This window comes from Kitasatospora sp. Ki12, assembly GCF_054601375.1.
The window spans coordinates 182,509-209,471 of sequence record NZ_BAAIHT010000004.1 but is presented as its reverse complement, the minus strand read 5'-3'; the positions used below and the strand labels follow the sequence as shown (position 1 = coordinate 209,471).

Here is a 26,963-nt window from a genome sequence, read left to right as displayed (position 1 = left end):
CCAGCGCCCATGCCAGCCACCAGGAGCCTGCGAACGGAGACGACGCAGCGGAGGTGGCGGGCCTGGCGGAACGTCACTCCCGCGCGGTCCAGATGCTCAGGGCGCGGTCGCGGACGTCGGGCCGCGGATGCCGGCGCAGGGCGAGCAGGGCCGCCCGCCACGGTGCCGACCACTGCCGGCCGGGGCCGTACAGGGCCACCAGCCTGGCCGCGAACAGCCCGGCGGCCAGGCCGCCGTCCTCCGTCAACCGGCGGACGGCCGCCAGTGTGTGCTCCCCCGGCGGCGTGCGGTCGTCGTCCGGGCGCAGCGCCTCGGCGGCCTTGTCGGCGAGGATCGGGCGGTCCGTCAGCACGGCCGCCAGCTCGACGAGGTCCTCGCCGAGGGTCGCGGAGTCCAGGTCGACGGCGTGGCACAACCGGGGGACGGCCTGCGGGACCAGGGACGGCTCGGTCATCAGCAGGGCGGCCAGGGCACGGGCCCTCGCCCGGCTCTCGGCCGTCACTTCCGTGAGGTAGAAGTGCGTGCCGCTGAACTCCGCGATCCGCTGCCGGGCCGCCTCGTCCCGGCCCTCGTCCCGGCCCTCGTCGTCCGCCGGCCCGCCGGTGCGGACGGCCTCGATCAGGTGGCTCAGGGTCTGTTCCAGCAGGCTCCCCGGGGCGAGGCCGCCGAACGGGTGCGGCGCGTCCGACCAGGCGATCGCGCTCACCGCCCGGGCGGCCGGGCGCCACCGCTCCCGCTCGGCCAGGTCCGTGACCACGGGGACCAGCGCGGCCACCGCCTGCGGGGCGTACCGGCCCCACACCGCGAGCTTGCCCGCGCCCAGGGCCGCGACCAGGGTGTCCTCGGCGAGGGCCAGCCGGCCGACCAGTTCCGCGTAGCGGCGGCGGTCGTCCACCGGCAGTCCGTCCGGGCGGAGCTCCCCGGCGAGCACCGTCCGCAGCTCGGAGGTGCCCTCGGCGACCTCCGTCAGCACGTCCCAGAGCGGGAGGTCGGCGGGCCGGGCACTCGCCTGCTCCACCACCACCCGCCGTACGTCCTGATGCTGCTCGGGGGCCCGGTAGGCCGTCTCCAGCAGCGCGGTCGCCTCGGGCAGCGGCAGGTGGGCGGCGGCGATCCGGACGGCCTGCTTGCGGCTGGTCACCTTGGTCGTGGGGTCGGTCACGATCCGGGCCAGGGCCGGGCCGAGCTCGTCGGCCGGGGTGAACCGGGCGGCGCGGGCGGCCGCGTACACCGCGACCCGGGCGCGCTCGTCGGCGGCGTGGCCGAGCAGTACGGGCAGCGCCTCGGCGGGCCGGGCCGTCCACGGCAGGGCGGCGAGGGCGGCCTCGGAGAGCACCGTGTCGGTGTGGCCGGCGTAGCGCAGCAGCAGTTCCCGGCCGTGGCCGGGCAGGTGCGCGGCGGCCCGGAGGGCGGTGGTCCGCTGCGCGGGCGTCGCCGTGGTGTCGTCCGCCGTGCGGGCCAGTGCCGCTGCGGCGGCCCGAACTTGACGGTCCGTCCAGCGGTCGGCGGCGGTGAGGTCGAGCGGCGCGCTGTTCCCGGGAGCGAGCAGCGGGGTGAGCAATGCGGTGAGCAGCGGGGTGAGCAGGTCGGTGCGGTCCCGGGTCAGGACCGCCCGCACGGCCGGGAGCGGGACGGCGGCGGGCTCGGCCTCGATCAGGCGGGCGACCCGCTGCCCGCGGGTGGCGGGGTCGGCGAGCAGGTGGGTCACCGCCCGTCCGTACTCCTGGCCGTCGGCCGGCACCCGCTCCAACAGGCGTGTGATCAGCGGGAGTCGACGTGCGGCGGGGTGCAGTCCGTCGACGAACGCGAGCAGCAGTGCGGCCGACCGTTCCAGTGCCGGCCGCAGCTCGGCCGCCACCGCCGCCTGCCGCTCCCGCGGGAAGACCGGAGCGGGCGGGGCGGTCTGGGCGGTCAGGGCGGTCGGCGCGGCCCGGGCGAGTTTCTCGATCGTGCGGACGGCCCAGTCGACCAGGTCCCGGGCGGTGCCGCCGGCGTGCTCGGCCAGTACGGAGCAGGCCAGCAGGGCGAGTTGGGTCCGGGTGTACGGCGAGCAGTCGCGCGCGGTCAGCGCGTCCTCGGTGAGACGCGCCAGGGGTCCGGCCGCGTCGGCCTCGAAGAGCTTCGGCGGTACGGCGGCGACCGCTGCCAGGGCCTCGGCCCGCACCATGTCCTGTTCGTTCCGCAGGCCTTGGAGCAGGACCAGGGCTTCGGTGACCGCGCTCGGCGCGCCGGACAGCCCGGCCCGCTCCACCACCTGGCCCCAGGCGTAGCCCCGGTCCCAGGACTCCGCCGTCCTGGTCTCCGCCAGCAGCCGGGGCAGCGCCTCGGCGGCCGGGAGCTGGACGAGCAGGTTCAGCGCCTCCGGGTCCTCGGCCAGCCGGGCCCGGGCCCGGGCGATCCGCTCCGGCGCGGGCAGGGTGGCCAGCACCTCGCCGGAGTACCCGCGGGGGTAGGTCTTCGACACGGCCACCACGGCGTCGTGCAGCGCCACCCGGGTGGCCGGCGGCAGTCCGCGCGACAGCGCCGCGTGGTCGGCGGGGCTGCGGTGGGCCAGTTCGGTGAGGAGCAGCAGCGGGGCCGCCGCCAGCCGGCGGGCGAGCGCGGGCCGCGGCGCCGGATCGTGCCGGTCCCGGCCGGCAGCCACCAGCAGCCGGGCGGTCCGCTCCGGGTCGTGGGCGGCCAGGGCCGCGAGCCGGTCGCGCAGCGGCGCGGGGAAGGTCGGCCGGTACTGGGTGGCGGGGTGGCGCTCCAGCAGATCCAGCGCCCTCCCGGGCAGCCGGCCGGCGGCGGCGCCCAGCCCGACGGCGTTCCGCCGCCAGAACCCCGCCCGCTCCACGCGGGGCAGTTCGCCGAGCCGGCGCTCCGCCTCGTCCAGCACCGCTGCCGGGTGACGTTCCCCGAGCGAGCGGGTGAAGGTGACGGCATGGGCCAGGCCGGGCAGTTCACGTGCCACGAACGCGGGTGAGCAGACCGGCAGCAGCCGCCCCGCCTCGGCGCACCCCCACCGCTGCCGGGCGACGGGCACCAGGCGCTCGGCCACCGCCGTCCGGCCGGCCTTCAGGACGGCGCGGATCAGCTCGTCCCGGACGGCGGTCGGGGCGGTGCGGACGGCCCGCTCCACCACCTCGTCCGGCACCGGGAGTTCACGTACGGCCCGGTGGGCGTAGCGGCGCACCACCGGATCGGGGTCGGTCAACCTGTGTGACAGATAAGGGAGTTGCTTCCCGGTCAGGGCCGCGAGCGCGGCGATCCGCTGCTCGTACGGGCCGCCGGCGGCCAAGTCGTCGATCAGGGGGGAGAGTCGGCCCTTTTCCGCGAGGCGGTGGGCGGTGCGGGCGACCTCGCGCAGGCGCAGGGCATGGGGCAGGGACTCGACATCGGCCAGCAGCCGGTCGGCGGTGAACTGAAGCATCGCCGGCGATTCTGCCCGTCGGGGCTGCGGCCCCGCACCCGGTTTTCTCCGGGCTGCCTCCCCCGCATCGAGGAGCAGCCGCTCAGGAGCAGGCCGTTCATTCGAGGAGCAGCTGTTCAGGGGTTGCGGCCGTCGCCGTCGTCCGACGGCTCACGGCGCCGCGAGCGGTGCCGCCGCAGGTACCAGACCAGCAGGGCGACGGCGACGAGCACGGCGATCGCGATGGCGGCGACCCGGCCGACCGTGCCCTCCACCCTGGTGTAGGCGGCCCCGGCGAAGTAGCCGAGCAGGGTGAAGCCGACGCCCCAGGCGAGCCCGCCGAGGGCGTTGTAGAACAGGAACCGGCGGTACGGCATCCGGGACATCCCGGCCAGCGAGGGCACCAGCGGGCGGAAGAAGGCGATGAAGCGGCCGACGAAGACGGCGGCCGGCCCGCGCCGGCGGATCAGGTCCTGCGCCGTGTCGACCTGCTTGGCGTGGCGCCGCAGCGGGCGGGTGCGCAGGATCGCCGGGCCGAGGTGCCGGCCGATCTCGTAGCCGGCGGAGTCGCCGAGGACGGCCGCGCAGACCACGACCAGGACCATCCAGGCCAGGGAGACCCTGCCCTGGTGGGCGAGGAAGCCGCCGAGGACGGCGGCGGTCTCGCCGGGGATGAAGAAGCTGAAGAACAGGGCGTCCTCGGTGAAGACCATGCCGCCGATGACCGCGTACACGACCGGGCCGGACAGGCCGCGCAGCCAGTCGGTGATCGAGTGCATCGGCCACACCCCGTCGGCGATCGTGCCCCTTTTCGCCCCAATGTAGTGCTTCTTCCCGTGCCGGCCCTGTCGGGCGGGGACCCGACCGTCGCACCCGTCTCCGCGGCCTGGTACCCGGCGGTGTCGTCCGACAGGATGCTCCGGTGGCGAACATGACCCGGATCTGGACGACGACCCGCACCAACTTCCGCGCGGCCGACCCGGCCGAGCGGTGGACCGCCCGCGCGGCCTGGGCCGTGCTGACCGCGACGGCCTGGCTGGCGGTGATGTTCACGACCGTCTTCGGGGCCGAGGTCGCCGGGGTTCCCATGGGTACCGTGACCTGGCTGGCGATCGCCCTCTCGCTGGCGGTCCCCCTCGTCTCGTGGATCGCCGTCACCTCCGAACCCGGCGGGCGCCCCGGCGCTCCGGCGCTGACGGTCGTCCTCCTGCTCGCGGCCGTCCTGCTGGTCATCGCCCTCACCTGAGCCGAGGCATACGGCCCCCGGTCGCGGAAAACCGGGTGTCGGCGTGGCGATGAGTTTTCCGGCGCCGGGAGGTCTACATCTCGACCGGAACGACCGGAACGACCGAGGCGCCCGGAACGGCCGGGACGACCGACTCATCGGGAGCACAGACATGGGACTCATCCACATCGAGATGTTCGCGACCCTCGACCTCGTCGGGCAGGCACCCGGCGGGCCCGACGAGGACCCGGTGGGGTTCCCGTACGGCGGCTGGCAGGCGCCCCTGCTGAACGAGACCACCGGGGCGCAGATCCTCGCCGCGTACGAGGGCACGGACGCCCTCCTGCTCGGCCGGCGGACGTACGACATCTTCGCCTCCTACTGGCCGCACCAGAAGGAGGGCGAGATCGCCGAGCTCTTCAACCGCGTCCCGAAGTACGTGGCCTCCCGCGGCACGCCCGAGCTCCCGTGGGCCGGGTCCACCCAGCTCGGCCCGGACCTGGCCGAGGCGGTGCGCGGGATCCGCGACCGGCACGAGAACGTGAAGGTCGTCGGGAGCCTGGACCTGGTGCAGAGCCTCCTGCGGGAGAAGCTCTTCGACCGCCTCGACCTCTGGGTGCACCCGATCGTGCTCGGCGTCGGGAAGAAGGTGTTCGAGGGCGGCGCGGTGCCCACGAACCTCACGCTCCTCGAACCGCCGGCAGCCGGTTCGCAGGGCACCGTGTACCTGCGCTACGCCCTCGCCGACGGCACACCGAGGACGGGCGACATGAGCGCGCCCGACCGCGGTCTCGGGCCCGACGACGGCCGGTGATCCCGATGACCACGGTCGACGTCGACGGGACCGCCCTGGGCATCGAGTCGTTCGGCGACGACGACGCGCCGCTGGTCCTGCTCGCGGGCGGGACGACGATGCTCTCCTGGCCCGACGCGCTCTGCGAACGCCTCGCCGCCGGCGGGCGCCGCGTGGTGCGCTACGACCTGCGCGACAGCGGGGAGTCGACGACGGCGGATCCGCAGGCGCCCGCCTACACCCTGCGCGGCCTCGCCGCCGACGCGGCGGCCCTGGCCGGCGCGCTCGGCCGCGGGCCCGCGCACCTCGCGGGGATCGGCGTCGGCGGGATGGTCGCCCAGGTGGCCGCGCTCGACCATCCGGGCGCGTTCTCCGCGCTCACCCTGGTCGGCACCCGCGCGGTCGCCCCCGGCCCGCCCGACGACGACCTCCCCGACCACGACCCGGCGACGATGGGCCGGCTGTTCGCGCGGCCGCTGCCCGACTGGGCCGACCGCGCGGCGGTCGCGGAGTTCGCCGCCGCCGGCGCGGAGATCCTCGGCGACGACCCCGCCGCCGCGCGCGCCGTCGCCGGGCGCGTCTGGGACCGCACCCCCGGCACCGCGCCCCCGGTCCAGCTGGCCAACCAGCTGGGCCTGGTGTTCTCCCGGCTCGACTGCGCGCCCCGTTGGCGCGAGCGCCTGCCCGGGATCGGCGTCCCCACCCTCGTCGTCCACGGCCGCCGCGACCGCTTCTTCCCCGTCGGCAACGGCGAAGCCATCGCCCGCGAGATCCCCGGGGCCCGGCTGCTCGTCCTCGAGGAGGGCGCCACCGCGATCCCCGCCACGGCGGTCGGCGAGGTCGCCGAGGCGATGCTCACCCTCGGGTAGCGGGTGGCACCGGTCGTCCCGCGGTGGTCCCGCCCCAGGACGGAACCACCGCGGACCGGCGACGTCCGTCAGTACGAGGCGCTGGTGGCGCAGCGGCCGGTGTCCCCGTTGCACACGACGACGTACGAGGTGATTCCGGCGTCCAGGAGCTCTGCGGTCCAGACCGTGCCACCCCGGGTCGACGCGCCCGAGTGCCCGCCGTTCGATTGCCGGAGCTCTACGCTGCAGAGGTCACCCATGGTGGAGGTCACGTAGCCCTGCACGTGGTCGTGCCCGCTGTAGAACGAGACCACCATGCCCCCGGCACAGCCGGGGACGTTGGCCGGGTAGGTGGTGCTGGCCGATGCCATCCCGGTGCTGAGGCCCAGGCCGGCGGTGGTGGCGGCGATGACGGCGGCGAGGCGGACGGCGGTGTGCTTCCTGATCACGGGGGTCTCCTGGTGTTGGACGGATGATCGCGAGGACTGGGAGTGCCGTGAGCGGGCCCCGGAGCCGCACTCGGACGCTCCGGCCCGCCCGGTGTCCATCGTCACGGCAGGACGTACCGGCCGACCACGACGTTGACCCGACGTTGACCCGACACTTCCGACACGGGCGGCAGAGGCCTCTGCCGCCCGATCAGGCGGTCGACGGGCGGGGACAACGGGCAGCGGCTCATCCGGGCAGCCTGCCGTCGCCGGCTGCTCCCGTTCGTCCGGCACCAGGTGGTCGCGCAGCGCCCGGGCCCTGACCGACGCTCTCGCCGGCGAACCCGTCCCCCACGCCCACGCCTGACAACAGCCCGCGGGGACCGTCCGGGGTTTCCTCCGGGCCCGGCCGAGGAATTCGTTCCTCGGCCGGCCCGTGGGCTGTCAGGCGGGAGACTGGGCCTGCGGCGCGTCGGCGGGTGCGGGTGTGGCGGCCGGAGGGGACGCCAGGGTCTGGGCCCGGGCCCGGGCTTCCTGGGCGGCTCTGGCGGCGAGCGGGTTGATGTCGGCCCGGCGTGCCTGCTGCATGGCGGTCAGCCGGTTGACCACCTGGATCGCCGCCACCGCCGCCACCAGGCGCAGCGCCGATCCGGCGGCCTCGACCCGGATGGTGTCGCGCAGGCTCTCCAGGTTGTCGATGACCGTCAGGTCGACGTGGCGCACCATGGTGCTCGCGATCCGGCCGACGACGATCGAGCCGATCCAGGTGGACCACCACAGGGCGAGCACCTTCTCCGACGGTGTGCGTCGCCGTCCCTCGGCGTCCAGCGGCGCGCTCGCCCGCCAGCAGTCCACCATCAGCTGCCAGGGGAACCAGAGCAGGACGACGGGGGTGAACCAGGCCCCGATGGTCCAGCCGCGTCCGTGGCGGTGCCCGTTCGGCGTCAGCAGGTCGGCGTTCTCGCGGATCCGGTAGAACCAGACGATGAACACCACGGCGGTGGCGAGCGCCAGCGGGAGGAAGATCCCGTTCACCGTGTCCGCCACGGCTTTCACGGCGTCGAAGTCGTCGAGGCCGACGTCGTCCGACCCGTCCAGCACCCGGCCCAGGAGCACGTTCGACCAGACGTCGACCGCGACCACCACGGCCGCCAGGACGGCGTTCAACCCCAGCAGGACGTAGACCGCCGCGGCCAGGCCGTTCGCCGGGCGCAGCGCCGCCGCCCATCCGGGAGCCGCTTCCGCGCAGCCGAAGCAGCGGCCGCTGTCCGTCCCCACCGGGCGTGCCCCGCACGCCACACACACCATCAGACCGTCAACTCCTGGAATCGCCACGCGTGCTCGACCACGCACGCCGGTACGCCACCACCCCGACCGGGGCGGGCGCGCCGACTCTAGGGGATCCGCGACCTCGGCTGCCAGCGAGAATTCCCAGCTCAGCGGCGGTATCGCCAGATAACCGACAGATCGCTCCGACAAGCCGGTCGACGGCTACCCGGTCGACGGCTACCCGGGCGGCGAGCAGGTCGCGGGCGCCCATGACCAGCGGGCCGATGGCCGGTGACCGGTGACCGGCCGCATTACGTCGGGATGACCGATGCCCGGTGTACGGCCGTCGCCGTAGCGTCGGTGACGTCACCCCACAGCAGAACGAAAGCAGGACTTTGCGCCAGCTCACCTATTACGTCGGCACCACCCTCGACGGTTTCATCGCGGGCCCCGACGGCCAGTTCGACTTCTTCCCCTTCGAGGGCGATCTCGCCGCCGCGCTGGTGGCCGAGTACCCCGAGACCTTTCCGGCCCACGGCCGTGGGCCGCTGGGCCTGGACGGCGTCGCCAACAAGCGGTTCGACACGGTGCTGATGGGCCGCGGCACCTACGGGCACGGCCTCGCGGCCGGCGTCACCAGCCCCTACCCGCACCTCGCCCAGTACGTCTTCTCCCGCACCCTGGCCCCGCTGGACCCGGCGGTGGAGATCGTCTCCGGCGACCCGGTGGCGTTCGTCCGCGGCCTCAAGCGGCAGGACGGCGCGGGCATCTGGCTGTGCGGCGGGGCGGACCTCGCCGGTCAGCTGCTCGGCGAGATCGACGAACTGGTCGTCAAGCGCTACCCGGTGGTGGCCGGCTCCGGCATCCCGCTGTTCCGGGCGCCCTTCCTCCCCACCGGGTTCACGCTGACCGACTCCCGGGTCTTCACCTCTGGCGCCACCGTCACCACGTACACCAAGGAGTCCCGGATGCTGTTCCGCCCCACCACCGAAGCCGACCTCGACCGGGTCACCGCCGTGACGGTGGACGAGCCGGTCGGCTGGATCGACGCCGACCGCTACCTGGAGGAGCTCGGGGAGGGCATGTACCGCCCGGAGTGGACCTGGATCGCCGAGCAGGACGGCCGGGTGGTGGCCCGCGCCCTGTGGTGGGGGCAGGCGAGCAGCGAACACCCCGTCGCCCTGGACTGCCTGCACGTCGACCCGTCGGTCGCCGACCGGGCGGCGGTCGGGGCCGAGCTGATCGGCGCCGGCCTGCGGGCCTTCGCCGAGCAGGGCGCGGCCAGGCCCCCGCTCTACAACCTGACGCTGCCGACGGGCTGGCGCGAGGACCCGGCCGTGGTCGCGGCCGCCGACTGGCGCCGCGACGCCGCGCTGGCCGCCGGGCTCACCGACGTGGTGGAACGGCTGCGCCTGGAGTGGACCCCGGAGGCCGGGCTGCCCGCCGGCAGCGGACGGCTGGTCTTCACCGAGGGCACGGACGAGGAGTTCCTCGACGTGTTCCGCCGGATCGCGGTCGGCAGCCTGGACGCCGAGACCCGCCGCAACGTCGCGCTGATGGGGGCCGAGGCAGCCGCCCAGGAGGAGGTCGACTTCTACCTCGGCTGCCCCGGGGAGCGCTCGTGGTGGCGGCTGGCCCGCACCCCCGACGGCGCGGTCGCCGGGCTGGCGCTGCCGTCGGCGACGCCGTACAACCGCAACGTCGGCTACCTCGGCGTGGTCCCCGAGCTGCGCGGCCAGGGGTACGTGGACGACGTGCTGGCCGAGATCACCCGGGTGCAGGTGGAGGCGGGGGCCGAGCTGATCACGGCCACCACGGACACCGACAACGCGCCGATGGCGGCCGCCTTCGCCCGGGCCGGCTACCGGGTCGCCCAGACCCGGCTGGTCTGGTCGGTGCCGGAGTCGGCGCCTGCGCAGTGAGGCCGGAGGCGCCTCGTGAGACCGGAAGCGGCGGCACGGAGTCGGCTCCCGCCTCAGGACGCCAGCAGAGCGGCCAGTTCGGTGCGGGAGCCGACGCCCAGCTTGGGGAAGGCCCGGTACAGGTGGTGCCCGACCGTACGGGGGCTGAGGAACAGCTGCGCGGCGATCTCCCGGTTGCTCGCCCCGGCCGCGGCCAGCCGGACCACCTCGCGCTCCTGCGGGCTGAGCAGGCTGATCGGCCCGTCCTGGCGGGTGGTCAGCACGGTCTCTCCCCCGGCGGCGCCCAGCTCCGCCCTGGCCCGGTCGGCCCAGGGCCGGGCGCCGAGCCGTTCGAAGTCCTCCCGGGCGGCGCGCAGCCGCTCCCGGGCGTCGATCTGGCGGCGCAGGCGGCGCAGCCACTCCCCGTGCAGCAGTGCGGTGCGGGCCCGGTCGAACGCGCTGCCGCCCTCGTGCAGGGCCCGGGCCTCGGTGAAGTGTTCCTCGGCCGCGCTGTCGGGGCCGGTGAGCGCCCGGCAGCGGGCGGCCAGGGCGCCGAGCGCGGGTCGTCCCAGTGCGGTGGCCCACTCGTCGAGCTGCCGGGCGGCGTCCGCCGCCCGCTCCGGGCGGCCGGCCCGGACGGCCGCCTCGACCAGGTCCGGCAGCAGGGGCAGCGAGAGCAGCGGATGGGCCACCTCGCGCCGGGCCGCCTCCAGCTGTTCCAGGGCCGCTTCCGCCCGGCCCAGGCCGAGTTCGAGCAGGCCCAGCGCCCACAGGGCGTCCGCCGTGGCCCGGCCGACGCCGCGCGGCCGGGCGTAGGCCAGGGCCTCGTCGGTCAGCGCCCGGACCTGCTCCTCCTCGCCCCGGACGGCCGCCGCCGTGGCCAGGGCGGCGCGCAGGTGGGCGGCCCGGTGGGCGAGGTCGTAGTACTCGGCCAGCCCGAGCGCCTCGGTGCCCCGGGCCGTCGCCTCGTCGTGGTGGCCGAGCGCCAGCTCCGTGCGGACCAGCAGGTCCAGCGTGGTGGGCAGCCAGCCGCTGACGCCCTGCTCCCGGCAGTGGGCGACCGCTGCGGCGGCGGCCTGTCGCGCGGTCTGGTGGTCCCCCGTCAGCCGGCAGTAGATCCCGGTCATCAGCCGGTCCATCACGCCGGTGCCGTCGTCCCGGCTGCTCGCCACGAGCCGCCGCAGCGCGTCGAGCGCGCCGGGCACGTCCCCGCCGAACAGCCGGGCGGGCACGGCCAGGACGGGCAGGTCGGGGGCGCGGGAGGCGATCTCCTCGATCAGCGCGGCGTTCCCGCCGGACCAGGCCGCGTGGACGGCGTCGGTCAGCAGGGAGGCCGTGGTGTCCGGCGGCGCGGCAGCGGCCGGGGCGACGTCGCCCGGGGCGGCACCGGCCGAACCGGCGGCACCCGTCCGGTCGGCGCTGTCGAGCAGGATCCGGGCGGCCCGCTCCGGGCTGCGGTAGCCGAGTTCGACCACCGCCCGGGCGCGCGCGAAGTTCGCCGCCACCCCGGGGTCCGCCAGCGGCAGCGGCACCTGGTCGGCCAGGGCGCCGCACCGTTCGTCCTGGCCGGCGTCGGCAGCCTTCTGCGCGGCCTGGACCAGGCGGCGGGCCCGCCGGTCCGGGTCCGCGGTGAGCTGGGCCGCGCGTTCGTACGCGGCGGACGCGGACGCCATCGCCTGCCGGTTGCCGGCCCACTCGGCGACCCGCTCCAGCTCCTCGGCGACCCGCTCGTCCGGTCCGGTCGACGCGGCGGCCAGGTGCCAGGCCCGCCGGTGGGCCTGGCCGACCGCGCCCAGGGCCTCGGCGAGCGCCCGGTGCGCGGCGATCCGCCGGGCCAGCGGGGCGCTCCGGTAGGCGGCGTAGCGCACCAGCGGGTGCCGGAAGCGCACCAGTTCCCCGGTCAGGACCACGAACCCGGCCCGTTCGGCGGGTTCGAGGTGTTCCACGGCCGTGCCCAGCTCCCGGGCGGCCCGCAGCACCACGGCGAGGCTGCCGGTGTCGTCGGCGGCGGCCACCAGCAGCACCAGCTGGGCGGCGTCCGGCAGCCGCCGGATCTGCTCCAGGAATCCGTCCTGGATGCGGCTCGGCCGCCCGGCGGCCGTCTCGGGCAGCGCCAGCGGGCCCATCCGCCCGGCGCGCTGGGCGGGGGTGAGCGAGGCCGACAGCTCGATCAGGGCCAGCGGGTTGCCGCCGGCCTCCTCGATCACCCGGTCCGCGACGTACGGGGGCAGGCCCGGGAGCAGTTCGGCGGCGGCGGTGCGTTCCAGCCCCTCGACGAGCAGCCCGGGGATCCCCTTCACGGTGGCGCCCGGCGCCCCGTCGCGGACCGCGAAGAGCATCACGACGCCCTCCGCGCGGAGCCGGCGGGCGGCGAAGGTCAGCATGTCCACCGAGGGCTGGTCGACCCACTGGGCGTCGTCGACCAGGCAGAGCAGCGGGCCGTCGGCGGCGGCCTCCGACAGCAGCGTGAGGACGGCGAGGCCGACGGTGAAGCCGTCGCGGACGCTGTCGGCGGTCAGCCCGAAGACCGCCCGCAGGGCGGCGGCCTGCGGGCCCGGCAGGGCGTCGACGAGGTCCAGGACGGGCAGGAACAACTGGTGCAGGCCGCCGTAGGCGAGCTCCGTCTCCGACTCGATGCCCTCGACGCTCAGCACCCGCGCGCCGTCGGCCTGCCCGGCGGCCCAGTCGAGCAGGGCGGTCTTGCCGATGCCGGCCTCGCCGTGCAGCAGCAGCGCGCCGCCGGTCCCCTGCCGGGCGTCCGCCAGCAGCCGCCCGATCCGGTCCCGCTCCGTGTCGCGCCCCCGCACCTGTGCCCCTGCCCCCGTGTGCTGATCGTCTCTGTCGATCGCCTGTTCTGATCGTCTGTGCCGATCGTCGTCCGTACGGGCCGCGCGGCGCCGTACGGGGGCGGCCGGACGCCGCCCCGGTGATCCTCTCATCAGGCGCAGCCGGGCATACGCCCAGGTCAGGCACGTCCTTCGCGGCCCCCGGCGGAGCGGGGCGGCGGCCCTCGTAGAGTGGCTCACCGATCTTGAAGGGGAAACGCGTCATGCCCAGCAGTTCTCAGCCGGCAGCCGTGTCGCCGGCCGGGCCCGGCAACACGCCCGCCCGGGTCAGCGCCTGGTCGGCCGCCGTCGGTGTCGGCCTGATCGTCGCCGTCTTCGCGACGCCGGTGTTCTGGCTGCTGTACGGCGGCTACTACACGTTCGCCATGTTCGTGTCCGGGGTCGTGGCCATCCCGGCCGGGCACCTGGGCCGCCGCCGCGGCAAGCTCCTGGGCGGCCGCGACCGCGGTCTGGCCCTCCTCGGCATCGCCACCGGCTGGCTGCTGGTCTTCTGCAGCCTGCTGCTGGTGCTGGCCTACGCCGGGGCGGTCGCCGGGCTCGGCTTCCTGCTCGGCTCCGCCGGCTGAGCCGCCACCCGTAGCCGGCGTCGGCGTCGAACAGCTCCCGGCGCAGCAGCCGCTCGTGGGCGACGATGCGGATCGGGATGAGCTTGCGGGTCGGCATCCGCGGTGGGGCGCGATGTCACCGCACGGCGCGCCGGCTGCGTGCGGAGCGCACGGCGAGGAAGACCACGTCGGCGACGAGGAGAAGGACGCCGATGGCGAGCAGGTACAGCATCCCGTGCACCACGACGCCGACGATGCCCAGCACCATCGCCACGATGACGACCAAGAGGAACAGGGCCATCACATGCCTCCCTGCGGCGCGGGCAGGCCCGGGCGGATTGCCGGTGCACTTCCAGTCTGCGCCCCGCCCGCCGGCCTTCACCAATACCACCGGGTGGCGGGATGCGGCCCGAGGGCGGCACCGGCGGGTTCGACGGTGCCGCATCAAGATCGGGTGAATGACAACCGCGCCGTGAGACCGGAAGACCCCTGCCGAGGAAAGGCTCATCCGTGCGGGCACAGCCCGCTACCGCCGTCGGCACCCGGGTCCTCACCGGCTCGGACAGCCGAGGATATTCGGCTACGCCAATATGTTTTTATGACATTTCCCTGCGCATCTGCCGTTCTACTGAAGTCAACCGAGTCGGTCGTGTCCTGACGTTGAGCGCCGGAATCCTGCGCTCCACTCTCTTGCTAAGCGATCGCCGAAAAGAGCCTCCAGGACCTGCGAGATCCTGCTGACGCCTCCGAGTCAGAAGCCTCTCGACGCGATTGTGCAGGGCGCCAAATGCCCGTCACGTGTTTCACACCAGAGATTGGTATCAGATGACATTGAAATTCTCCAGTTCGCCTTACTGGCGAACGCTGTCCGGTTGGATCGCGGCGGTGGCATTGATCACCAGTGCCGCCGTGGCGTTGACGCCCGCACGGGCACAAGCTGTCGCTTCACCCATTTCCCTGGGCACCGCGAGCAGCTTCGCGGTCCTGGGCGGTCAGTCGGTCAGCAACACCGGTCCTTCCGTGATCACCGGAGACCTCGGGGTGAGCCCCGGGACAGCCGTCAGCGGATTTCCGCCCGGCACGGTGAACGGCACCATCCACTCGGCGGACGCGGTCGCCCTGCAGGCCCAGAGCGACCTGACCGTGGCCTACAACAACGCCGCGAGCCAGGCCATGGACGCCAGCCTCACCTCGCCGGGAGACCTCGGCGGCCTGACGCTGGTCCCGGGCGTCTACAACGCCTCCTCCTCCATCGGGCTCACCGGAACGCTCACCCTGGACGCGGGTGGCGACCCGAACGCCGTCTGGGTGTTCCAGGTCGGATCGACCCTGACGACCGCTTCCGCCAGCCGGGTGAACCTGATCAACGGCGCCGCACCCTGCAATGTCTTCTGGCAGATCGGAAGCTCCGCCACGCTCGGCACCAACTCCACCTTCGTGGGCAACATCCTGGCCCTCACGTCGATCACCGTGACCACGGGGACGACCATCGACGGTCGGGCCCTGGCCCGGAACGGGTCGGTGACGCTGGACACCAACACGATCACCCGTGAGACGTGCGCCGGCGGCACGACGGGTGGCACGACCGGCGGGACCACCGGCGGCACGACGGGTGGCACGACGGGCGGCACCACCGGCGGGACCACCGGCGGCACGACGGGTGGCACGACGGGCGGCACCACCGGCGGGACCACCGGCGGCACGACGGGTGGCACCACCGGCGGCACCACCGGCGGGACCACCGGCGGCACGACGGGCGGCACCACCGGCGGGACCACCGGCGGCACGACGGGCGGCACCACCGGCGGCACGACCGGCGGCACGACCGGCGGGGACGACTGCCCGCCGATCCCGTGTCCGCCGATCCCGTGCCCGTGACGGTGACTGCGAGGCGGTCGCCGGCTCGGTGAAGGTGACCTCCAGCGGCACACGACGAATCCCCCGCGGATCGTCGTGTGCCGTTCGGGGCCGGCGCCGGGCAGGCATCCCGAGGATCACAGCAGCCTGTCTGCGAGGGGAGCAACGAAGATGGAAACGACTGGGCGCGGCACCGCGCCTGGCACCGTTGGGCCACAGGATGTGGACGAGGACCCGTGCCGCGGGCCGGCCCACGACACGGCCGCCGCCGGCAAGGGGCCGCACGTGCGACCTACGGCCGGGGCAGCCGGCGTGCCCCCGGGATTCTCGGACCTGCCGCTCCCGCTGCGGGCGGCCGTGAGGATCGCTGCGGCCCTGTGTCTGGCGGTCGCTCTCGTCCACGTGGTCATGGTGTTTCTGTACGTCGCCCCTGCGAACGAAGTGTCGCAGCGCTACCGCAAACAGATCAATGCCTGGATCCACCCGCTGTTCGAGCAGAACTGGCGACTCTTCGCCCCGGATCCGCAATCGGTCACCCAACAGGTTTCCGCGAGGACCCTCCACGTCTCCGCCGACGGCACCCAGCAGGTCAGCGACTGGTTCGACCTGACCGCCGTCGACGATTCCGCCGTCAACCACAACGCCTTCCCGAGCCGCACCTCCCAGAACATGCTGCGCCGCGCCTGGGACGCCTATGCCGCATCGCACGGAGCCGATGACCGATCGAACTCGGAACGGGCCCTGATGCTGCAGAAGTACCTGCGCAACATCGCCGTGGACCGCGTGTCCGCCTACCGGCACGACGCGTTCGAGGACATCGAGCTGCGGGTGATCACACGGCCGATCGCCGCCGACGGCCCCCGTCCGAACACACCGGCCCAGACCAGGTACCTGCCCTGGTGGAAGGTGGCATCCGATGGAAACTGAGCAAGCACCCCGGGTGGCGCCCACACCGCACCACCCGGCCCCACAGCCCTCGGGCACGCACGCCCAGCGGCTGCTCGGTCGCCTCGCAGCGCCGCGCACCGTCCTGACCAGGCCGCCGGTCTCCCTCCACGCGGCGGCGGTGCTGCGTATCGGGTACGGGCTGCTCTACCTCGCCATCCTGCTGAGGGAGTTCCCGCACCGCGACGAGATCTGGGGTCCCGGTTCGCCGTGGACGCCCGCACTGGCCACCGAGCTGTTCCACCAGACGGAATGGTCCAGCATCCTGACCCTGTCCGACAGCCAGACGTACTTCGAGGCCTGCTACGCGCTGGCTCTGGCCACCTCCGCGGTGTTCATGCTCGGCTGGCACACCCGAGCAGTGTCCGTCCTGTTCGCGATCGTGGTCACCTCCTTCCATGCCAGGGCCGTCTTCATGACGGACGGAGGCGACAACCTCATCCTGCTGATGGCCCTGTACCTGCCCTTCACCGCGTGCGGCCGACGCTGGTCCCTCGATGCGCGCAGAGCCCGGATCCGAGCATCCGCGGGCACGGCCGCGCGATCGGCGGGAAGCCGCGGAGCGGACCACCTGGTGGGACAACTCGGGTACGCGCGCCGGCTCTTGACCACGGTGCTGCACAACTGCGGCATGTTCGTCATCGCGGCTCAGGTCTGCTTCCTCTACGGATCCGCAGGGCTGTACAAGGTGCAGGGCGGCTCCTGGGGAAGCGGAACCGCCCTCCACTACGTCCTGAACCTCGACCTGTTCCGGCCGTGGCCCGCGCTGTCGCTCCTGGTGGACAGCCGTCCGATGCTGGTCGCCGTCGCGAGCTACGCGACCGTACTCCTGCAAGTGGCCTTTCCGTTCGTCCTGTTCGGCAGGTACAAGTACCTCGTGCTCACCATGCTGCTCGGCATGCACGTGGGCATCGCGGTCCTCCTGGGACTCCCGGTCTTCTCCGGAGCAATGATCATCGCGGATGCCGTGTTCCTGCCGGACCGCTTCTGGACGGCCCTGGGACACACGTGCCGGAGCACCCTGCGACGAACAACCGAAGACAGGGTGGGGACGTTGTCCACGGCGGAAGCCACGCCCGTACCGCCGCAGACCGGATCGGCCGGCTGAAAGGCCGGCCCCGCAAGACAAGGGACGGCGGAGCATGTCCGACACCATGTCGCCAGTGATCATCTACGACGGCAGCTGCGGCTTCTGCCGCGCAGCCGTCCGCTTCCTCATGCCGCGCCTGGCCCTGGCCGGCGTGGTCCAACCCTGGCAGGGCGCCGATCTGACGGCCTACGGACTGACCGAGGACCAGGCCAGGGCCCGGATGTGGTTCGTCCAGGGCGACCGATGCCACGGCGGTGCCGCCGCCTTCGCGGCCTGGGCCCGGACCGGCAACGCCGGCGCCCGTGCCGCCGGACGCCTGCTGTCGCTGCCCGGAATCACCCGGATGGCGGCCGGGGCCTACTGGATCGTCGCCAGGAACCGGCATCGGATCCCTGGGCCTTGGGAGCACACCTGCACGCTCTGAGCACCTCTTATGCAGGACACGACAAAGCTGCCCCGGCTTCTTCGACGTCCGCGGCACGGTCCCCCGCCCCCACGGCCGGGTGTGTCACTCGCGTGACCATTCGGCCTCGGCCTGGGGCCGGTCGGCGATGTCGGCCCCGTCCCAGAGTCGGATCCTGATCGCCCGAGGGCCGGGCGCGGGCCGGGAGAGCGTGCGCACGAACACGTCCCGCAGGTGGTTGGCCGCCTGCTGGGGCGGCCCGTCGTACTCCAGCGGATCCCGCAGGGGAGCGCCGTCCTGCCGGGACCAGCGGCCGTCGTCGTCCTGTGTCTCCAGAACCCATCGGTAGCGCCGCATCCTGGTCTCCCGTGCCGACGATCACGCCCCCGGAACGACTCTATGGGCGGGACGGATCGACAGCGACCGGTGGATCCGCCCGGCCACGGCCGAGCAGCCGGGCAACCGCCGCCGAGGGCCTGCAGTCCGCCCGGAACGGATCGTCGTCAGTACTCGCAGCCGCTTCGCAGGCAGGTTCCCTCAGGACGCTTCGCCCGGTGGCTCGGGACCGATGCCGGTGGCGACGAGGATCTGCCGCGCCGAGTCGGTCCCGTCGGCCTCGACCGCGCGTGCCATCGCGGCCAGGGCCGCCTCCTGACTCGCCTGCGGAGGGACGACCAGCAGGCTGAAGTGATCGCGGTCGCCCCGCGTGACGATCACCGTGTCATCACCGACCGGGTACCGGTCGATGTGCACCGACCGGCCGTCCACGACCAGCCGCGCCGGCACGTCGTCCCAGGCTTCAGCGTCCAGCCCGACGCCCACCACGGGCCCGAGGTGTTCGGTCAACGCCCTGACCAGACCCGGAAGTTCGGCTCCGACATCCCGTGAACGCGGCCACCACGCACCGTCGAGCACACCCTCCCGGGACCGGGTGGTCTCCAGACGCAACAGGAGCGTCCCCGGCTTCGCGGCCTGCCGGAACCGGTCCGGCAGGAATCCCGGGAACGCAGCACCGGTTTCGTCCGACATGGCTCGCCACCTGTCCGTGGACGCCCGCCCGGCCCCACCGAGCCAGGCCCGACCCTCGGGGAGCGGCAGCCGGGCCGCCCCGATATCCCCACGGTACTCCGCCCGCACCGCGCCGATCCGGCCGATCCGACCGGCCGGGAGAAGGCGGAGCACAGCCTCCACCGTGGTGGCGGTTTCGGTTGCGTCCACCTCCGGCCACAGCCGTTCAGAGCCTTGGCGACAGGACGCTCCGTCGCAGCTCAGGACACATGCGGACCTCTCCGGACAGTCGGACGGACATGTGGCGGGGAAGGCACTGGGCGCCCCCTGCGAGTGCCGGAGGGACTGCTGCACCGGAACGCTGGACACCTCGGAGAGGAACGCCGGTTCCTCGGCCCTGCCGCGGACTCTCGGCCCTACCGCAGGTCGCGGACGAGCCGGCTGACGGCCTGGGACAGGGCGAGGCCGTCGTCGCGGAAGTCCGGGATGTAGTACTCGCGGATGGCGCGGGCCACGTCGTAGCCGGCGTCGGCGTCGAACAGCTCCCAGCGCAGCAGCCGCTCGTGGGCGACGATGCGGATCGGGAAGAGCTTGCGGGTCCCGCTCTCCCGTTCCGCCCGTACGGCCCGGCCGATCTCGGTGGCCACCCAGTTGCTGGCCATGCTGGCCTCGGAGAGCACGAGGATCATCCGTCCGCGCCGCTGGATCTCCTCGGTGACCTGCTCCAGGATCGTGCGTCCGCCGCGGATGTCGTGCGGCGCGAACCAGGTGTCCACGCCGTTGGCCTCCAGCTGGTCGCGCAGCTCGGCGGCGAAGGACTCGTCGGCGGCGCTGTAGCTGATGAAGACGCTGGGCCGGGCCGGCTCGCGGGCACCGCGGGCGGTGTCGCGGTAGGCGCGTACGGTGGCCGGGTCGGCCCCGGCCTGTACGAGGAACCGTTCCAGGCCGGCGAGGTCGCGGGTCAGCTCCCGGACGGCCTGGTCGTCCCGCAGTCGGTCGCGGGCGTGGTCCAGGGCCCGGCTGGTGAGGATGAAGGAGGCGGCGATGGTGCGCTCGTCGATCCGGCAGAGCCCGTTGACGGCCACCGGGTCCAGGGTGCTGGAGAGCAGCTTGGCGTCGGCGAAGACGTTGAATCCGAAGTGGGCGCCGTCGAAGCGGGCACCGCGGAAGGTGACCTCGTCGAAGACGGCCTGGACGAAGAACGCCTCGCGGTAGTTGCCGCCGAACGTTCCGCCGCGGAAGGTGGCCTTGAAGAAGTCGGCGGTGCCGAAGGCCGCCTGTTCGAGGTCGCAGTGCAGGAACCGGGCCTCGGTGAAGCTCGCCTGGATGGCGTTGATGCGGCGCAGGCGGCAGCCGCGGAACTCGCAGCGGTCGAAGGCGCCGAGGGCGAGGACGCAGTCGTCGAACTCGCAGTTGACGAAGACGGCGTCGCTGAGGTTCTCGCGGCCGAGCCGCAGCCCGGTGAACGTCCTGCCGTCGAACTCGCGGGTGCCGGCGGCGTACTCGGCGAGCAGGGCGCGGGTGGCCTGCTCGCCGCCGCGGTCGGCGTCGGCGTCACCGCCGGTGTCGGTCATGGACGGCCCCCGGGGTTCCTGCGGACGCGGGACGGACACATCGAACATAGCACCGGGGTACGGAAGTTGGGCGCCATTCAGGGCCCCCGAGACCCCAGGGCACCCTCCTAGAGCAACCAAAGGTTGCGCATCGCGGCGGGGAGGCCTACCGTTGTACGCAACCAAAGGTTGCGCAAGGAGGAGAGCGGCATGGAGTACGGCAGCATCGCGCGGGAGATCCGCGTCGAGGCCACGCCCGAGGTGGTCTACGAGGTCATCAGCACGCCCGAACACCTGCGGGAGTGGTGGCCGGACGAGGCGGACCTCAAGCCGGTCCCGGGGGCCACCGGGGTCATCTCGTTCGGCGTGGGGACGCCGGACGTGAAGGTCGAACCGCTCACGGTGGTGGAGGCCGACCCGCCCCGGCGGTTCAGCTTCCGCTGGGTCTACGACGAGGGCCGGGCCGCGGCGCCGGGCAACTCGCTCCTGGTCACCTTCGACCTGGTCCCCTCGGACGGCGGCACCCTGCTGCGGTTCACCGAGACGGGGTTCCGGGAGAGGGGCTGGGAGGCGGCCGTCCTGGAGGAGGCCTACCGCGACCACGCCAGCGGCTGGGACCACTTCCTGCCCCGCCTCGTCACCCACGTCGCCCGAGTGGTGTCGCGCGCGTGAACGCGGCCCGCAACGCGCCCGGGAGCGTCGCCGTCGACGACGAGCTCTGGTCGGCGGTGGGAGACCCCATCCGGCGCCGGATGCTCGACCTGCTCCTGACCGGCGACGGCGGGACGGCGACCACCCTGAGCGAGCAGCTGCCGGTCACCCGGCAGGCGGTCGCCAAGCACCTCGGCGTGCTGGGCCGCGTCGGGCTCGTCCACGACACGCCGTCCGGACGCGAACGCCGCTACGAGGTCGACGAGGCCCAACTCGCCCGCGCCGTCGCCCAGTTGTCGTCGGTCGGCGCCGCCTGGGACGCCCGGCTGCACCGCATCAAGCGGATCGCCGAGGCCATCCAGCACGACCGGGACGAGCACGACCCGGACGACTGAGCCCACGGGCACGGACGGACGAACGCGCCCGGAAGCGGGCGCCCGCACGAGAGAGAGGTACCGCCATGGCGGACATCCTGAGGGCCGAGGGGTTCGCCCCTCGGCCCCCGGGGCCCCCGGCCCCGTACGGCTGGTCGGCAGGACGGGCTCAGCGGAAGTCGTCGGCGTGGTCGGCGGCCCACTGGGCGTAGGTGTGGGCCGGAGCGCCGGTGATCTTCTCGGCGATGACGGAGGTCGCGGCCGCGACGCCGTCGGCGGCGGCGGCGGCCCACTGGCTCACGATCGCCTCGGCCACGACCGGGTGCATGGTTCTGGCGACGTCCGCGCGGGCCTGCTCCTCGGAGACGCGTTCCACCCGGATGTGCCGGCCGACGGCCTCGCCGATGTGCTCGACCTGGCGTCGCAGGGTCAGGGACTCGGCCCCGTGGACGGTGTAGGCCTGGTGCGAGTGGCCCGGTTCGGTCAGGGCGGTCACCGCCAGCGCCGCGATGTCCTTCTCGTGCACCGGCGCCGACTGCGCGAGCGGATAGGGCAGGCGGACGACGCCGTCGGTGCGGATCGATTCGGCCCACCAGGTGCGGGTGTTGGCCGCGAACGTCCCCGGCCTGAGGAACGTCCAGTCCATGCCGGACCGTTGGACGGCCTGCTCGATCGTGCGGTTCAGGCGGGCGACCGGGTGGCCGGCGTCGGGGTCCAGGACGACCGCCACCGACGAGAGCAGCACCACCTGCCGGATCCCCGCGGCCGCGGCCGCCGCGGTGACCTTCTCGATGTCGTAGGGCTTCTGGGGGTCGAGCATGCCGTACAGGAACAGCTTGTCGCCGCCGTCGAACGCCGCGGGCAGCGTCTCGGGACGCGCCAGGTCGGCGACGACCGCTTCGCACCCGGGCGCCGTGCCCGCGGCCGGGGTCCGGTTGACCGCTCGGACCTGCTCACCGGCGGCCAGCAGGCCGTCGGCCACGTGACGGCCGACGTTTCCGCGGGCGCCTAGGACGACTGCCACCATGAGGGAACCTCCTGCTTGCTGTGGACGTGAACTGCCGTATCTGCGCGGTCGGTCGCGGGTGACGCGGGTGAGGGCTTCCGACGTGAGCGCCGGTCGCCGATGGCCGGTCAGGGCCGGATGTTCTCCAGGTCCGCCAGGAGGCCGGGGTGCTGCGGCTCCCAGCCGAGCACCTGCCGGGTGCGGGTGCTGGACGAGGGCTGGTCGGCCGTGAAGATCGGGCCGAGCGGGCCGTAGGTCTCCTGCGGCACCGGCTCGACCGGCAGGCCCAGCCGTCGGCCGATGACGGCCGCGATGTCCCGTACCGCGTCCCCCTCGTCGGCCACGGCGTGCCAGGCGGTACCGGCCTCCGCCCGTTCCAGGGCGAGCCGGAAGAGGACGGCCGCGTCGAGCGCGTGGACGGCGGGCCAGCGCTGGGTGCCGTCGCCGGGGTAGCCGGAGACCCCGCTCCGGCGTGCGATGTCGGTCAGCAGACCGGCGAACCCGCCCGTGCCCTCGTTGTGCACCGTGCGCGGCAGGCGTACGGACGTGCTCCGGACCCCGCGCGAGGCCAGGCCCAGGACCGCCGTGACCGTGCGACCGCGGCCGCCGACCGGCCCGTCGGTCGGCACCGGGTCGGCCTCGGTGGAGGCACGGCCCGCCACCCGGGGCGTACCCGAGACGGTGACCAGGGGACGGCCGCTGCCGACGAGTTCCTCGCCGAGGGCGGTGAGGGCGGCGGTCTCCTCGGCGATGTTCCGGGCGAGGGCCTCTGGGCTGCTGAAGTCGTTGCCGAAGGCGAGGTGGATCACCCCGTCGGCCCGGGCGGCGCCGGAGCGCAGGACGTCCGGATCGGCGAGGCCTCCCCGCAGCGGCTCGGCGCCGGCCGCCTCGGCGGCCTGCGCGGAGGCCTCGGAGCGGGCGAGCGCGAGGACGGTGTGGCCCGCGCCGAGGAGTTCGGCGACGACGGCGGTACCGATCAGACCGGTGCCGCCGGTGACGAAGACGCGCATGGAACCCTCCCAGAAGTGATGGGACTCTTGTCCCATCACTGTAGCAGAGCGATGGGACAAGAGTCCCATCACATATGCTGAACCCATGAGTCGATGGGAACCAGGTGCGCGTGAGCGCCTCGTCGTGGCCGCGGTCGACCTGTTCACGGAGCAGGGGTACGACGCCACGACGGTCGCGCAGATCGCCGAGCGTGCCGGGGTCACCAAGAGCACCTTCTTCCGGCACTTCCCCGACAAGCGCGAGCTGCTGGTCGCCGGGCAGGAGACGCTGAGCCGGCTGCTGGCCGAGGGGATCGCCGACGCGCCCGGTGACGCCAGCCCGCTCGAGGCGGTCGCCGCCGGCCTTGAGCGCGCCTCGGCCGCGATGGGCCCCGGGAGCCGCGAGCTCGCCCCCCGCCTGAAGGCGGCCGTCGCCGCCAGCACCGAGCTCCAGGAGCGCGACACCCTCAAGACCGTCGGTCTCGCGGCCGCGATGACGACCGCTCTGGTCGCCCGCGGCGTACCCGACCCGACCGCGGCCCTCGCCGGCGAGCTGGGCGTCCTCGCCTTCAAACGCGGGTACGCCGCATGGGCCGGGGACGACCGCGGCGCCGAGAACGAGCTCGCCGGGTACGCCCTGGCGGCCCTGGACGAACTGCGCGCGGCGAGCGCGTCACTGGGCTGACCGGACGCCGCCGAGGCGTGAAGCCGCGGGCACCGTGGCCGGCACCGTCGCGGGGCCCGGACGCCGTGCTCCGCCCTACCGGGCCCCGCCGCCGGGGGCCGGGGTGCGCGGTCGCAGGCGCTCCCCCTGCGGCCCGAACATGATCAGGTATTCGACCGGTCCGCCGGGTCCGGCGTTCGCGACCCCGTGGGCGGTGCGGGTGTCGAACTCGGCCACCTCCCCGGCGCTCAGCACGAGGTCCTGCTCGCCGAGCGCCAGCCACAGCCGCCCGTACAGGACGCACAGCCATTCGTACCCGTCGTGGGAGACCTGCCGCGGCCGCGCCGGCGGCGCGTCGACGGCGGGCAGGACGTGCTTGTGCGCGTGCAGGCCCCCGACGTACCGGGTCAGCGGCAGCACCTCCTTGCCGTCGCCGGAACGCCGCGGCACCGGGGCGCGCGGTCCGGCCGCCGTGGCGGGTCCGCTGCCGGCCGCCGCGGCGGGTGCGGTGCCGGCCAGCTCGTCCAGGGAGACGCCGTACGCCTTCGCGAGCCGCAGCAGCACCTCCAGGGTCGGCTTGCGCCGGCCGGTCTCGATCCGCGACAGCGTGCTCAGCGAGACGCCGGTCGCGCGGCTGACGCCGGTGAGGGTGGCGCCGTGCCGCTCGCGCGCGGTCCGCAGCCGGGGGCCCATGGCCGCCAGCGCGTCGGCAGTGCCGTCGTCCGTCACCGTCGCCCCGCTCCCTCCGGCCGTGCCGCCTCCACCGCCCTGTCCTGCCAGTTTGCCAGAATGACAAGGGTGTTCGCGTCGCGCGGCCGCCGCGCCGCATGATCGGCGGGTAACCGCGGCCGCCCGTGAACCGAGGAGAAACGATGCACCACCCCGCACCGTCCGCCGACCCGCGCCACCGCACCGTCGAGGCACCCGCCGGGCGCCTGCACCTGGTCGAGCAGGGCACCGGACCGCTGGTCCTGCTCGTCCACGGCTTCCCCGAGTCCTGGTACTCCTGGCGCCGCCAGCTCCCGGCCCTCGCCGCGGCCGGGTACCGGGCCGTCGCGCTCGACGTGCGCGGCTACGGCCGCTCCTCCAAGCCGGCCGCGACGCACGCCTACCGGATGCTCGACCTGGTGGCGGACAACGTCGCCCTGGTCCGCGCCCTGGGCGAGGAGACGGCCGTGGTCGTCGGACACGACTGGGGCTCCCCCATCGCGGCGGCCTCCGCCCTGCTCCACCCCGAAGTCTTCCGCGCCGTCGCACTGCTGAGCGTCCCCTACACGCCGCCCGGCGGCCCCCGCCCCACCGACGTCTTCGCGCGGATGGGCGGCGACCAGGAGTTCTACGTCTCCTACTTCCAGGAACCCGGCCGGGCCGAAGCGGAGATGGAACCCGACCTCCGGGGCTGGCTCGCCGGCTTCTACGCCGCCATGTCCGCCGACACCATGCCCGCCCAGGACGAGCCCGACCCGCATTTCGTGACCCGCGCCGGCGGCCGGCTGCGCGACCGCTTCCCCGCCGGCAGACTGCCCGCCTGGCTGACCGAGGACGACCTCGACGTGTACGCCGGGGAGTTCGAGCGCACCGGCATGACCGGGGCCCTCAACCGCTACCGCACCATGGACCGCGACTGGCAGGACCTCGCCCCGTACAACGGAGCCCCGATCACACAGCCCTCCCTGTTCATCGGCGGCGCCCTCGACGCCTCCACGACCTGGATGGCCGACGCGATCGCCGCCCACCCGGCCACCCTCCCCGCCCTGACCTCCACCCACATCCTGGACGGCTGCGGCCACTGGATCCAGCAGGAACGCCCCGACGAGGTCAACCACCTGCTGACCACCTGGCTCGCCACCCTCCAGGACTGAACCGGCGGGCGCGGCTCACCGACTGGCTCCGCGGAAACCAGCCCGTGCCGACGATCCACCCCGTTCCCGGCTGCCCTGACTGCTGACGGACCCTCGGCCGGTCGTGTCCGGTCAGTCGGTGTCGGTGGCGGCCAGGACCGCGACCTCCCGGCCCCCGGGCCTGAGGGCCGCGACGGCGAGGTCCCAGGCGACGTCGTGGAACCACGGGGACGAGGTGCCGATGCGGAACCAGCTTGTCCGCCGGACGAGTTCGGCGACCTCGGCGACGGGGGCGTCCGCGGGGCTTCCGGTCAGGCCGCCGAGGGAGCGCCAGGCGGCCAGTCTTCCGTACGCGCCGTAACGGGCCCGGCCGTAGGCCGGTGCGCGGACCGCGGCAGTGAGCAGGATCCGCAGCACGAGGTCGGCGTCCGACGGGTGGAGCGTCGCCCGGGCCCCGTCCGCGGGCCAGGGGGTGAGCGGCAGGAGCTCGAAGACCGCAGGGAAGTCCTCCCACGCCACCGGGTCCATCAGCCGGAACTCCTGGGCGGCGACCGTGCCGTTGGAGTGGGCGAGCCAGTGTTCGACGGCCGCGCCCATGGCGTCGGCCGTGGCCGGGACGCCGGTCTCGGTGGGATCGAGGGCGGCCGCCCGCCGGCGCGTCGACGGCGTGATCAGCGGCTCGTGCGGGTCGGCCGTCTCCCGCCAGACGGGGGGAACCATCCAGGTCCAGTCGTCCGCGGCTTCCGGTGGGCGCCGGAGCCCGTGCTCCTCGGGCAGGAGGCTCAGCGGCAGGACGGCGAGGGGGTGGTCCTCGGCCAGGAGGGTGTCGGCGAAGGCGCGCAGGGCCGGGTGGCCGTCCACCTCGCCCTGGACGAGCACCGACTCCTGGAGGAGGCACGCCGCGAACTCACGCGCGAAGGCGGCCTCGGACACCCGGCCGAACACCACGTCGGCGATGGTCTCGATGCGGTGGCCGCCGGCCACGACCGCGGCCAGGAAGCCCGGGGAGGCGGCCTGGTCGACGCCGCCGTGGTGCGGTGATTCCATGACGCGCACGAGGGCGCGCAGGCTTCCCGGCTCCGGGTGGGCCGCCAGGGCGTGGAGGGCCCAGTAGGCGACCGTGCCGCAGTGCCCCTTGCCGTCCTCCCCCGCGCCGACCCGGGCGGCCAGCTCCCCCGCGAGGCCGCCGACCCAGTCGAACTCCCCGGCGGCGACCCGTGACTCGACCTCGGCGCGGAGGACGAAGACCTCCGCGTCGTCGTCCTCGCACAGGGCGTCCACTGTTCGGGTGATGTCCTTGCCCATGGCGTGATTGTCTCCCGACCTGCCGGGTGGG

General features: G+C 74.1%; 26 protein-coding genes. 13 read left to right on the top strand and 13 right to left on the bottom strand.

Going from position 1 to position 26,963, the window contains the following annotated elements; translation table 11 throughout:
- Window positions 1-73: 73 nt before the first annotated feature.
- Both ACYP53_RS40560 and ACYP53_RS40555 read right to left on the bottom strand, forming a co-directional pair.
- Window positions 74-3,412 (bottom strand): hypothetical protein, encoded by a 3,339-nt coding sequence (locus ACYP53_RS40560; RefSeq protein WP_459651124.1) that lies wholly within the window; start codon window positions 3,410-3,412, stop codon window positions 74-76.
- Window positions 3,413-3,528: 116 nt separating this feature from the next.
- Window positions 3,529-4,170 (bottom strand): DedA family protein, encoded by a 642-nt coding sequence (locus ACYP53_RS40555; RefSeq protein WP_459651123.1) that lies wholly within the window; start codon window positions 4,168-4,170, stop codon window positions 3,529-3,531.
- A 143-nt stretch (window positions 4,171-4,313) separates the two neighbouring features.
- Between ACYP53_RS40555 and ACYP53_RS40550 the strand changes: the two genes are divergently transcribed.
- The 3 genes from ACYP53_RS40550 (at window position 4,314) to ACYP53_RS40540 (ending at window position 6,278) form a co-directional block, all read left to right on the top strand.
- A complete protein-coding gene (locus tag ACYP53_RS40550; RefSeq protein ID WP_459651122.1) occupies window positions 4,314-4,637 on the top strand; it encodes a hypothetical protein in 324 nt (107 codons plus the stop codon).
- A gap of 151 nt (window positions 4,638-4,788) precedes the next feature.
- Entirely contained in the window at window positions 4,789-5,430 is a 642-nt protein-coding gene (locus ACYP53_RS40545; RefSeq protein ID WP_459651121.1) for a dihydrofolate reductase family protein, read from the top strand.
- Between the two features lie 5 nt (window positions 5,431-5,435).
- Complete coding sequence (locus ACYP53_RS40540; protein WP_459651120.1) at window positions 5,436-6,278, top strand: alpha/beta fold hydrolase; 843 nt, start codon at window positions 5,436-5,438, stop codon at window positions 6,276-6,278.
- A gap of 68 nt (window positions 6,279-6,346) precedes the next feature.
- Here ACYP53_RS40540 and ACYP53_RS40535 read toward each other — a convergent pair whose 3' ends face one another.
- A complete protein-coding gene (locus tag ACYP53_RS40535; RefSeq protein WP_459651119.1) occupies window positions 6,347-6,706 on the bottom strand; it encodes a hypothetical protein in 360 nt (119 codons plus the stop codon).
- Between the two features lie 423 nt (window positions 6,707-7,129).
- On the bottom strand, window positions 7,130-7,993 hold the full coding sequence (locus ACYP53_RS40530; protein ID WP_459651118.1) for a DUF4328 domain-containing protein: 864 nt from the start codon (window positions 7,991-7,993) through the stop codon (window positions 7,130-7,132).
- Between the two features lie 356 nt (window positions 7,994-8,349).
- On the opposite strand from ACYP53_RS40530, the gene ACYP53_RS40525 reads away from it, so the two are divergent.
- The gene (locus ACYP53_RS40525; RefSeq protein WP_459651117.1) at window positions 8,350-9,876 is read left to right on the top strand and encodes a hypothetical protein; all 1,527 of its coding nucleotides are present in this window, start codon (window positions 8,350-8,352) and stop codon (window positions 9,874-9,876) included.
- 53 nt (window positions 9,877-9,929) lie between these two features.
- On the opposite strand, the gene ACYP53_RS40520 is transcribed toward ACYP53_RS40525, so the two are convergent.
- Window positions 9,930-12,662 (bottom strand): AAA family ATPase, encoded by a 2,733-nt coding sequence (locus ACYP53_RS40520; protein WP_459651116.1) that lies wholly within the window; start codon window positions 12,660-12,662, stop codon window positions 9,930-9,932.
- Window positions 12,663-12,904: 242 nt separating this feature from the next.
- On the opposite strand from ACYP53_RS40520, the gene ACYP53_RS40515 reads away from it, so the two are divergent.
- Entirely contained in the window at window positions 12,905-13,267 is a 363-nt protein-coding gene (locus ACYP53_RS40515) for a hypothetical protein (protein WP_189923325.1), read from the top strand.
- A 115-nt stretch (window positions 13,268-13,382) separates the two neighbouring features.
- On the opposite strand, the gene ACYP53_RS40510 is transcribed toward ACYP53_RS40515, so the two are convergent.
- The gene (locus ACYP53_RS40510; RefSeq protein ID WP_189923323.1) at window positions 13,383-13,547 is read right to left on the bottom strand and encodes a hypothetical protein; all 165 of its coding nucleotides are present in this window, start codon (window positions 13,545-13,547) and stop codon (window positions 13,383-13,385) included.
- A 470-nt stretch (window positions 13,548-14,017) separates the two neighbouring features.
- Between ACYP53_RS40510 and ACYP53_RS40505 the strand changes: the two genes are divergently transcribed.
- From ACYP53_RS40505 to ACYP53_RS40490, 4 genes are all read left to right on the top strand, one after another.
- Entirely contained in the window at window positions 14,018-15,124 is a 1,107-nt protein-coding gene (locus tag ACYP53_RS40505) for an ice-binding family protein (RefSeq protein ID WP_308437635.1), read from the top strand.
- A gap of 201 nt (window positions 15,125-15,325) precedes the next feature.
- On the top strand, window positions 15,326-16,030 hold the full coding sequence (locus ACYP53_RS40500) for a DUF5819 family protein (protein WP_308437634.1): 705 nt from the start codon (window positions 15,326-15,328) through the stop codon (window positions 16,028-16,030).
- Complete coding sequence (locus ACYP53_RS40495) at window positions 16,020-17,156, top strand: HTTM domain-containing protein (RefSeq protein ID WP_459651115.1); 1,137 nt, start codon at window positions 16,020-16,022, stop codon at window positions 17,154-17,156. Before ACYP53_RS40500 ends, ACYP53_RS40495 begins: the two co-directional genes overlap by 11 nt.
- Before the next feature lie 34 nt (window positions 17,157-17,190).
- Complete coding sequence (locus ACYP53_RS40490; RefSeq protein WP_189923318.1) at window positions 17,191-17,562, top strand: thiol-disulfide oxidoreductase DCC family protein; 372 nt, start codon at window positions 17,191-17,193, stop codon at window positions 17,560-17,562.
- A gap of 84 nt (window positions 17,563-17,646) precedes the next feature.
- Here ACYP53_RS40490 and ACYP53_RS40485 read toward each other — a convergent pair whose 3' ends face one another.
- The 3 genes from ACYP53_RS40485 to ACYP53_RS40475 form a co-directional block, all read right to left on the bottom strand.
- Entirely contained in the window at window positions 17,647-17,898 is a 252-nt protein-coding gene (locus tag ACYP53_RS40485; RefSeq protein WP_189923316.1) for a hypothetical protein, read from the bottom strand.
- A 180-nt stretch (window positions 17,899-18,078) separates the two neighbouring features.
- Window positions 18,079-18,570 carry a DUF5994 family protein gene (locus ACYP53_RS40480; RefSeq protein WP_189923314.1) on the bottom strand — a complete coding sequence of 164 codons (492 nt, stop codon included), beginning with the start codon at window positions 18,568-18,570 and terminating at the stop codon, window positions 18,079-18,081.
- A 395-nt stretch (window positions 18,571-18,965) separates the two neighbouring features.
- Window positions 18,966-20,123, bottom strand: coding sequence for a toll/interleukin-1 receptor domain-containing protein (locus ACYP53_RS40475; RefSeq protein ID WP_459651114.1), 1,158 nt, complete (start codon window positions 20,121-20,123; stop codon window positions 18,966-18,968).
- Window positions 20,124-20,312: 189 nt separating this feature from the next.
- Between ACYP53_RS40475 and ACYP53_RS40470 the strand changes: the two genes are divergently transcribed.
- The gene (locus ACYP53_RS40470; RefSeq protein ID WP_189923309.1) at window positions 20,313-20,774 is read left to right on the top strand and encodes an SRPBCC family protein; all 462 of its coding nucleotides are present in this window, start codon (window positions 20,313-20,315) and stop codon (window positions 20,772-20,774) included.
- The gene (locus tag ACYP53_RS40465) at window positions 20,771-21,148 is read left to right on the top strand and encodes an ArsR/SmtB family transcription factor (RefSeq protein WP_268256652.1); all 378 of its coding nucleotides are present in this window, start codon (window positions 20,771-20,773) and stop codon (window positions 21,146-21,148) included. The genes ACYP53_RS40470 and ACYP53_RS40465 overlap by 4 nt, the downstream gene beginning before the upstream one ends.
- Window positions 21,149-21,296: 148 nt before the next feature.
- Here the strand turns inward: ACYP53_RS40465 and ACYP53_RS40460 are convergent, their stop codons facing one another.
- A complete protein-coding gene (locus ACYP53_RS40460; RefSeq protein ID WP_459651113.1) occupies window positions 21,297-22,154 on the bottom strand; it encodes an SDR family oxidoreductase in 858 nt (285 codons plus the stop codon).
- A gap of 107 nt (window positions 22,155-22,261) precedes the next feature.
- Window positions 22,262-23,143: an SDR family oxidoreductase gene (locus tag ACYP53_RS40455; RefSeq protein WP_459651112.1), complete on the bottom strand. Its 882-nt coding sequence runs from the start codon at window positions 23,141-23,143 to the stop codon at window positions 22,262-22,264.
- Window positions 23,144-23,228: 85 nt separating this feature from the next.
- Here ACYP53_RS40455 and ACYP53_RS40450 point away from each other — a divergent pair, with 85 nt between their 5' ends.
- The gene (locus tag ACYP53_RS40450) at window positions 23,229-23,807 is read left to right on the top strand and encodes a TetR/AcrR family transcriptional regulator (protein WP_459651111.1); all 579 of its coding nucleotides are present in this window, start codon (window positions 23,229-23,231) and stop codon (window positions 23,805-23,807) included.
- A 75-nt stretch (window positions 23,808-23,882) separates the two neighbouring features.
- Here ACYP53_RS40450 and ACYP53_RS40445 read toward each other — a convergent pair whose 3' ends face one another.
- On the bottom strand, window positions 23,883-24,479 hold the full coding sequence (locus tag ACYP53_RS40445; protein ID WP_459651208.1) for a helix-turn-helix domain-containing protein: 597 nt from the start codon (window positions 24,477-24,479) through the stop codon (window positions 23,883-23,885).
- A 179-nt stretch (window positions 24,480-24,658) separates the two neighbouring features.
- On the opposite strand from ACYP53_RS40445, the gene ACYP53_RS40440 reads away from it, so the two are divergent.
- Window positions 24,659-25,648, top strand: a complete 990-nt coding sequence (locus ACYP53_RS40440; protein WP_459651110.1) for an alpha/beta fold hydrolase — start codon at window positions 24,659-24,661, stop codon at window positions 25,646-25,648.
- 111 nt (window positions 25,649-25,759) lie between these two features.
- On the opposite strand, the gene ACYP53_RS40435 is transcribed toward ACYP53_RS40440, so the two are convergent.
- Window positions 25,760-26,932 carry a DUF6183 family protein gene (locus ACYP53_RS40435; protein ID WP_459651109.1) on the bottom strand — a complete coding sequence of 391 codons (1,173 nt, stop codon included), beginning with the start codon at window positions 26,930-26,932 and terminating at the stop codon, window positions 25,760-25,762.
- Between the last annotated feature and the right edge of the window lie 31 nt (window positions 26,933-26,963).

Excerpts from the sequence above, each read along its gene's own strand:
- ACYP53_RS40560 (WP_459651124.1), bottom strand. The coding sequence starts at position 3,412 with ATGCTTCAGTTCACCGCCGACCGGCTGCTGGCCGATGTCGAGTCCCTG.
- ACYP53_RS40555 (WP_459651123.1), bottom strand. The coding sequence starts at position 4,170 with ATGCACTCGATCACCGACTGGCTGCGCGGCCTGTCCGGCCCGGTCGTG.
- ACYP53_RS40480 (WP_189923314.1), bottom strand. The coding sequence starts at position 18,570 with ATGTCGGACGAAACCGGTGCTGCGTTCCCGGGATTCCTGCCGGACCGG.
- ACYP53_RS40445 (WP_459651208.1), bottom strand. The coding sequence starts at position 24,479 with ATGGGCCCCCGGCTGCGGACCGCGCGCGAGCGGCACGGCGCCACCCTC.
- ACYP53_RS40515 (WP_189923325.1), top strand. The coding sequence starts at position 12,905 with ATGCCCAGCAGTTCTCAGCCGGCAGCCGTGTCGCCGGCCGGGCCCGGC.
- ACYP53_RS40490 (WP_189923318.1), top strand. The coding sequence starts at position 17,191 with ATGTCCGACACCATGTCGCCAGTGATCATCTACGACGGCAGCTGCGGC.
- ACYP53_RS40435 (WP_459651109.1), bottom strand. The coding sequence starts at position 26,932 with ATGGGCAAGGACATCACCCGAACAGTGGACGCCCTGTGCGAGGACGAC.
- ACYP53_RS40510 (WP_189923323.1), bottom strand. The coding sequence starts at position 13,547 with ATGGCCCTGTTCCTCTTGGTCGTCATCGTGGCGATGGTGCTGGGCATC.
- ACYP53_RS40530 (WP_459651118.1), bottom strand. The coding sequence starts at position 7,993 with ATGGTGTGTGTGGCGTGCGGGGCACGCCCGGTGGGGACGGACAGCGGC.
- ACYP53_RS40485 (WP_189923316.1), bottom strand. The coding sequence starts at position 17,898 with ATGCGGCGCTACCGATGGGTTCTGGAGACACAGGACGACGACGGCCGC.
- ACYP53_RS40495 (WP_459651115.1), top strand. The coding sequence starts at position 16,020 with ATGGAAACTGAGCAAGCACCCCGGGTGGCGCCCACACCGCACCACCCG.
- ACYP53_RS40545 (WP_459651121.1), top strand. The coding sequence starts at position 4,789 with ATGGGACTCATCCACATCGAGATGTTCGCGACCCTCGACCTCGTCGGG.
- ACYP53_RS40470 (WP_189923309.1), top strand. The coding sequence starts at position 20,313 with ATGGAGTACGGCAGCATCGCGCGGGAGATCCGCGTCGAGGCCACGCCC.
- ACYP53_RS40440 (WP_459651110.1), top strand. The coding sequence starts at position 24,659 with ATGCACCACCCCGCACCGTCCGCCGACCCGCGCCACCGCACCGTCGAG.
- ACYP53_RS40450 (WP_459651111.1), top strand. The coding sequence starts at position 23,229 with ATGAGTCGATGGGAACCAGGTGCGCGTGAGCGCCTCGTCGTGGCCGCG.
- ACYP53_RS40540 (WP_459651120.1), top strand. The coding sequence starts at position 5,436 with ATGACCACGGTCGACGTCGACGGGACCGCCCTGGGCATCGAGTCGTTC.
- ACYP53_RS40455 (WP_459651112.1), bottom strand. The coding sequence starts at position 23,143 with ATGCGCGTCTTCGTCACCGGCGGCACCGGTCTGATCGGTACCGCCGTC.
- ACYP53_RS40460 (WP_459651113.1), bottom strand. The coding sequence starts at position 22,154 with ATGGTGGCAGTCGTCCTAGGCGCCCGCGGAAACGTCGGCCGTCACGTG.
- ACYP53_RS40475 (WP_459651114.1), bottom strand. The coding sequence starts at position 20,123 with ATGACCGACACCGGCGGTGACGCCGACGCCGACCGCGGCGGCGAGCAG.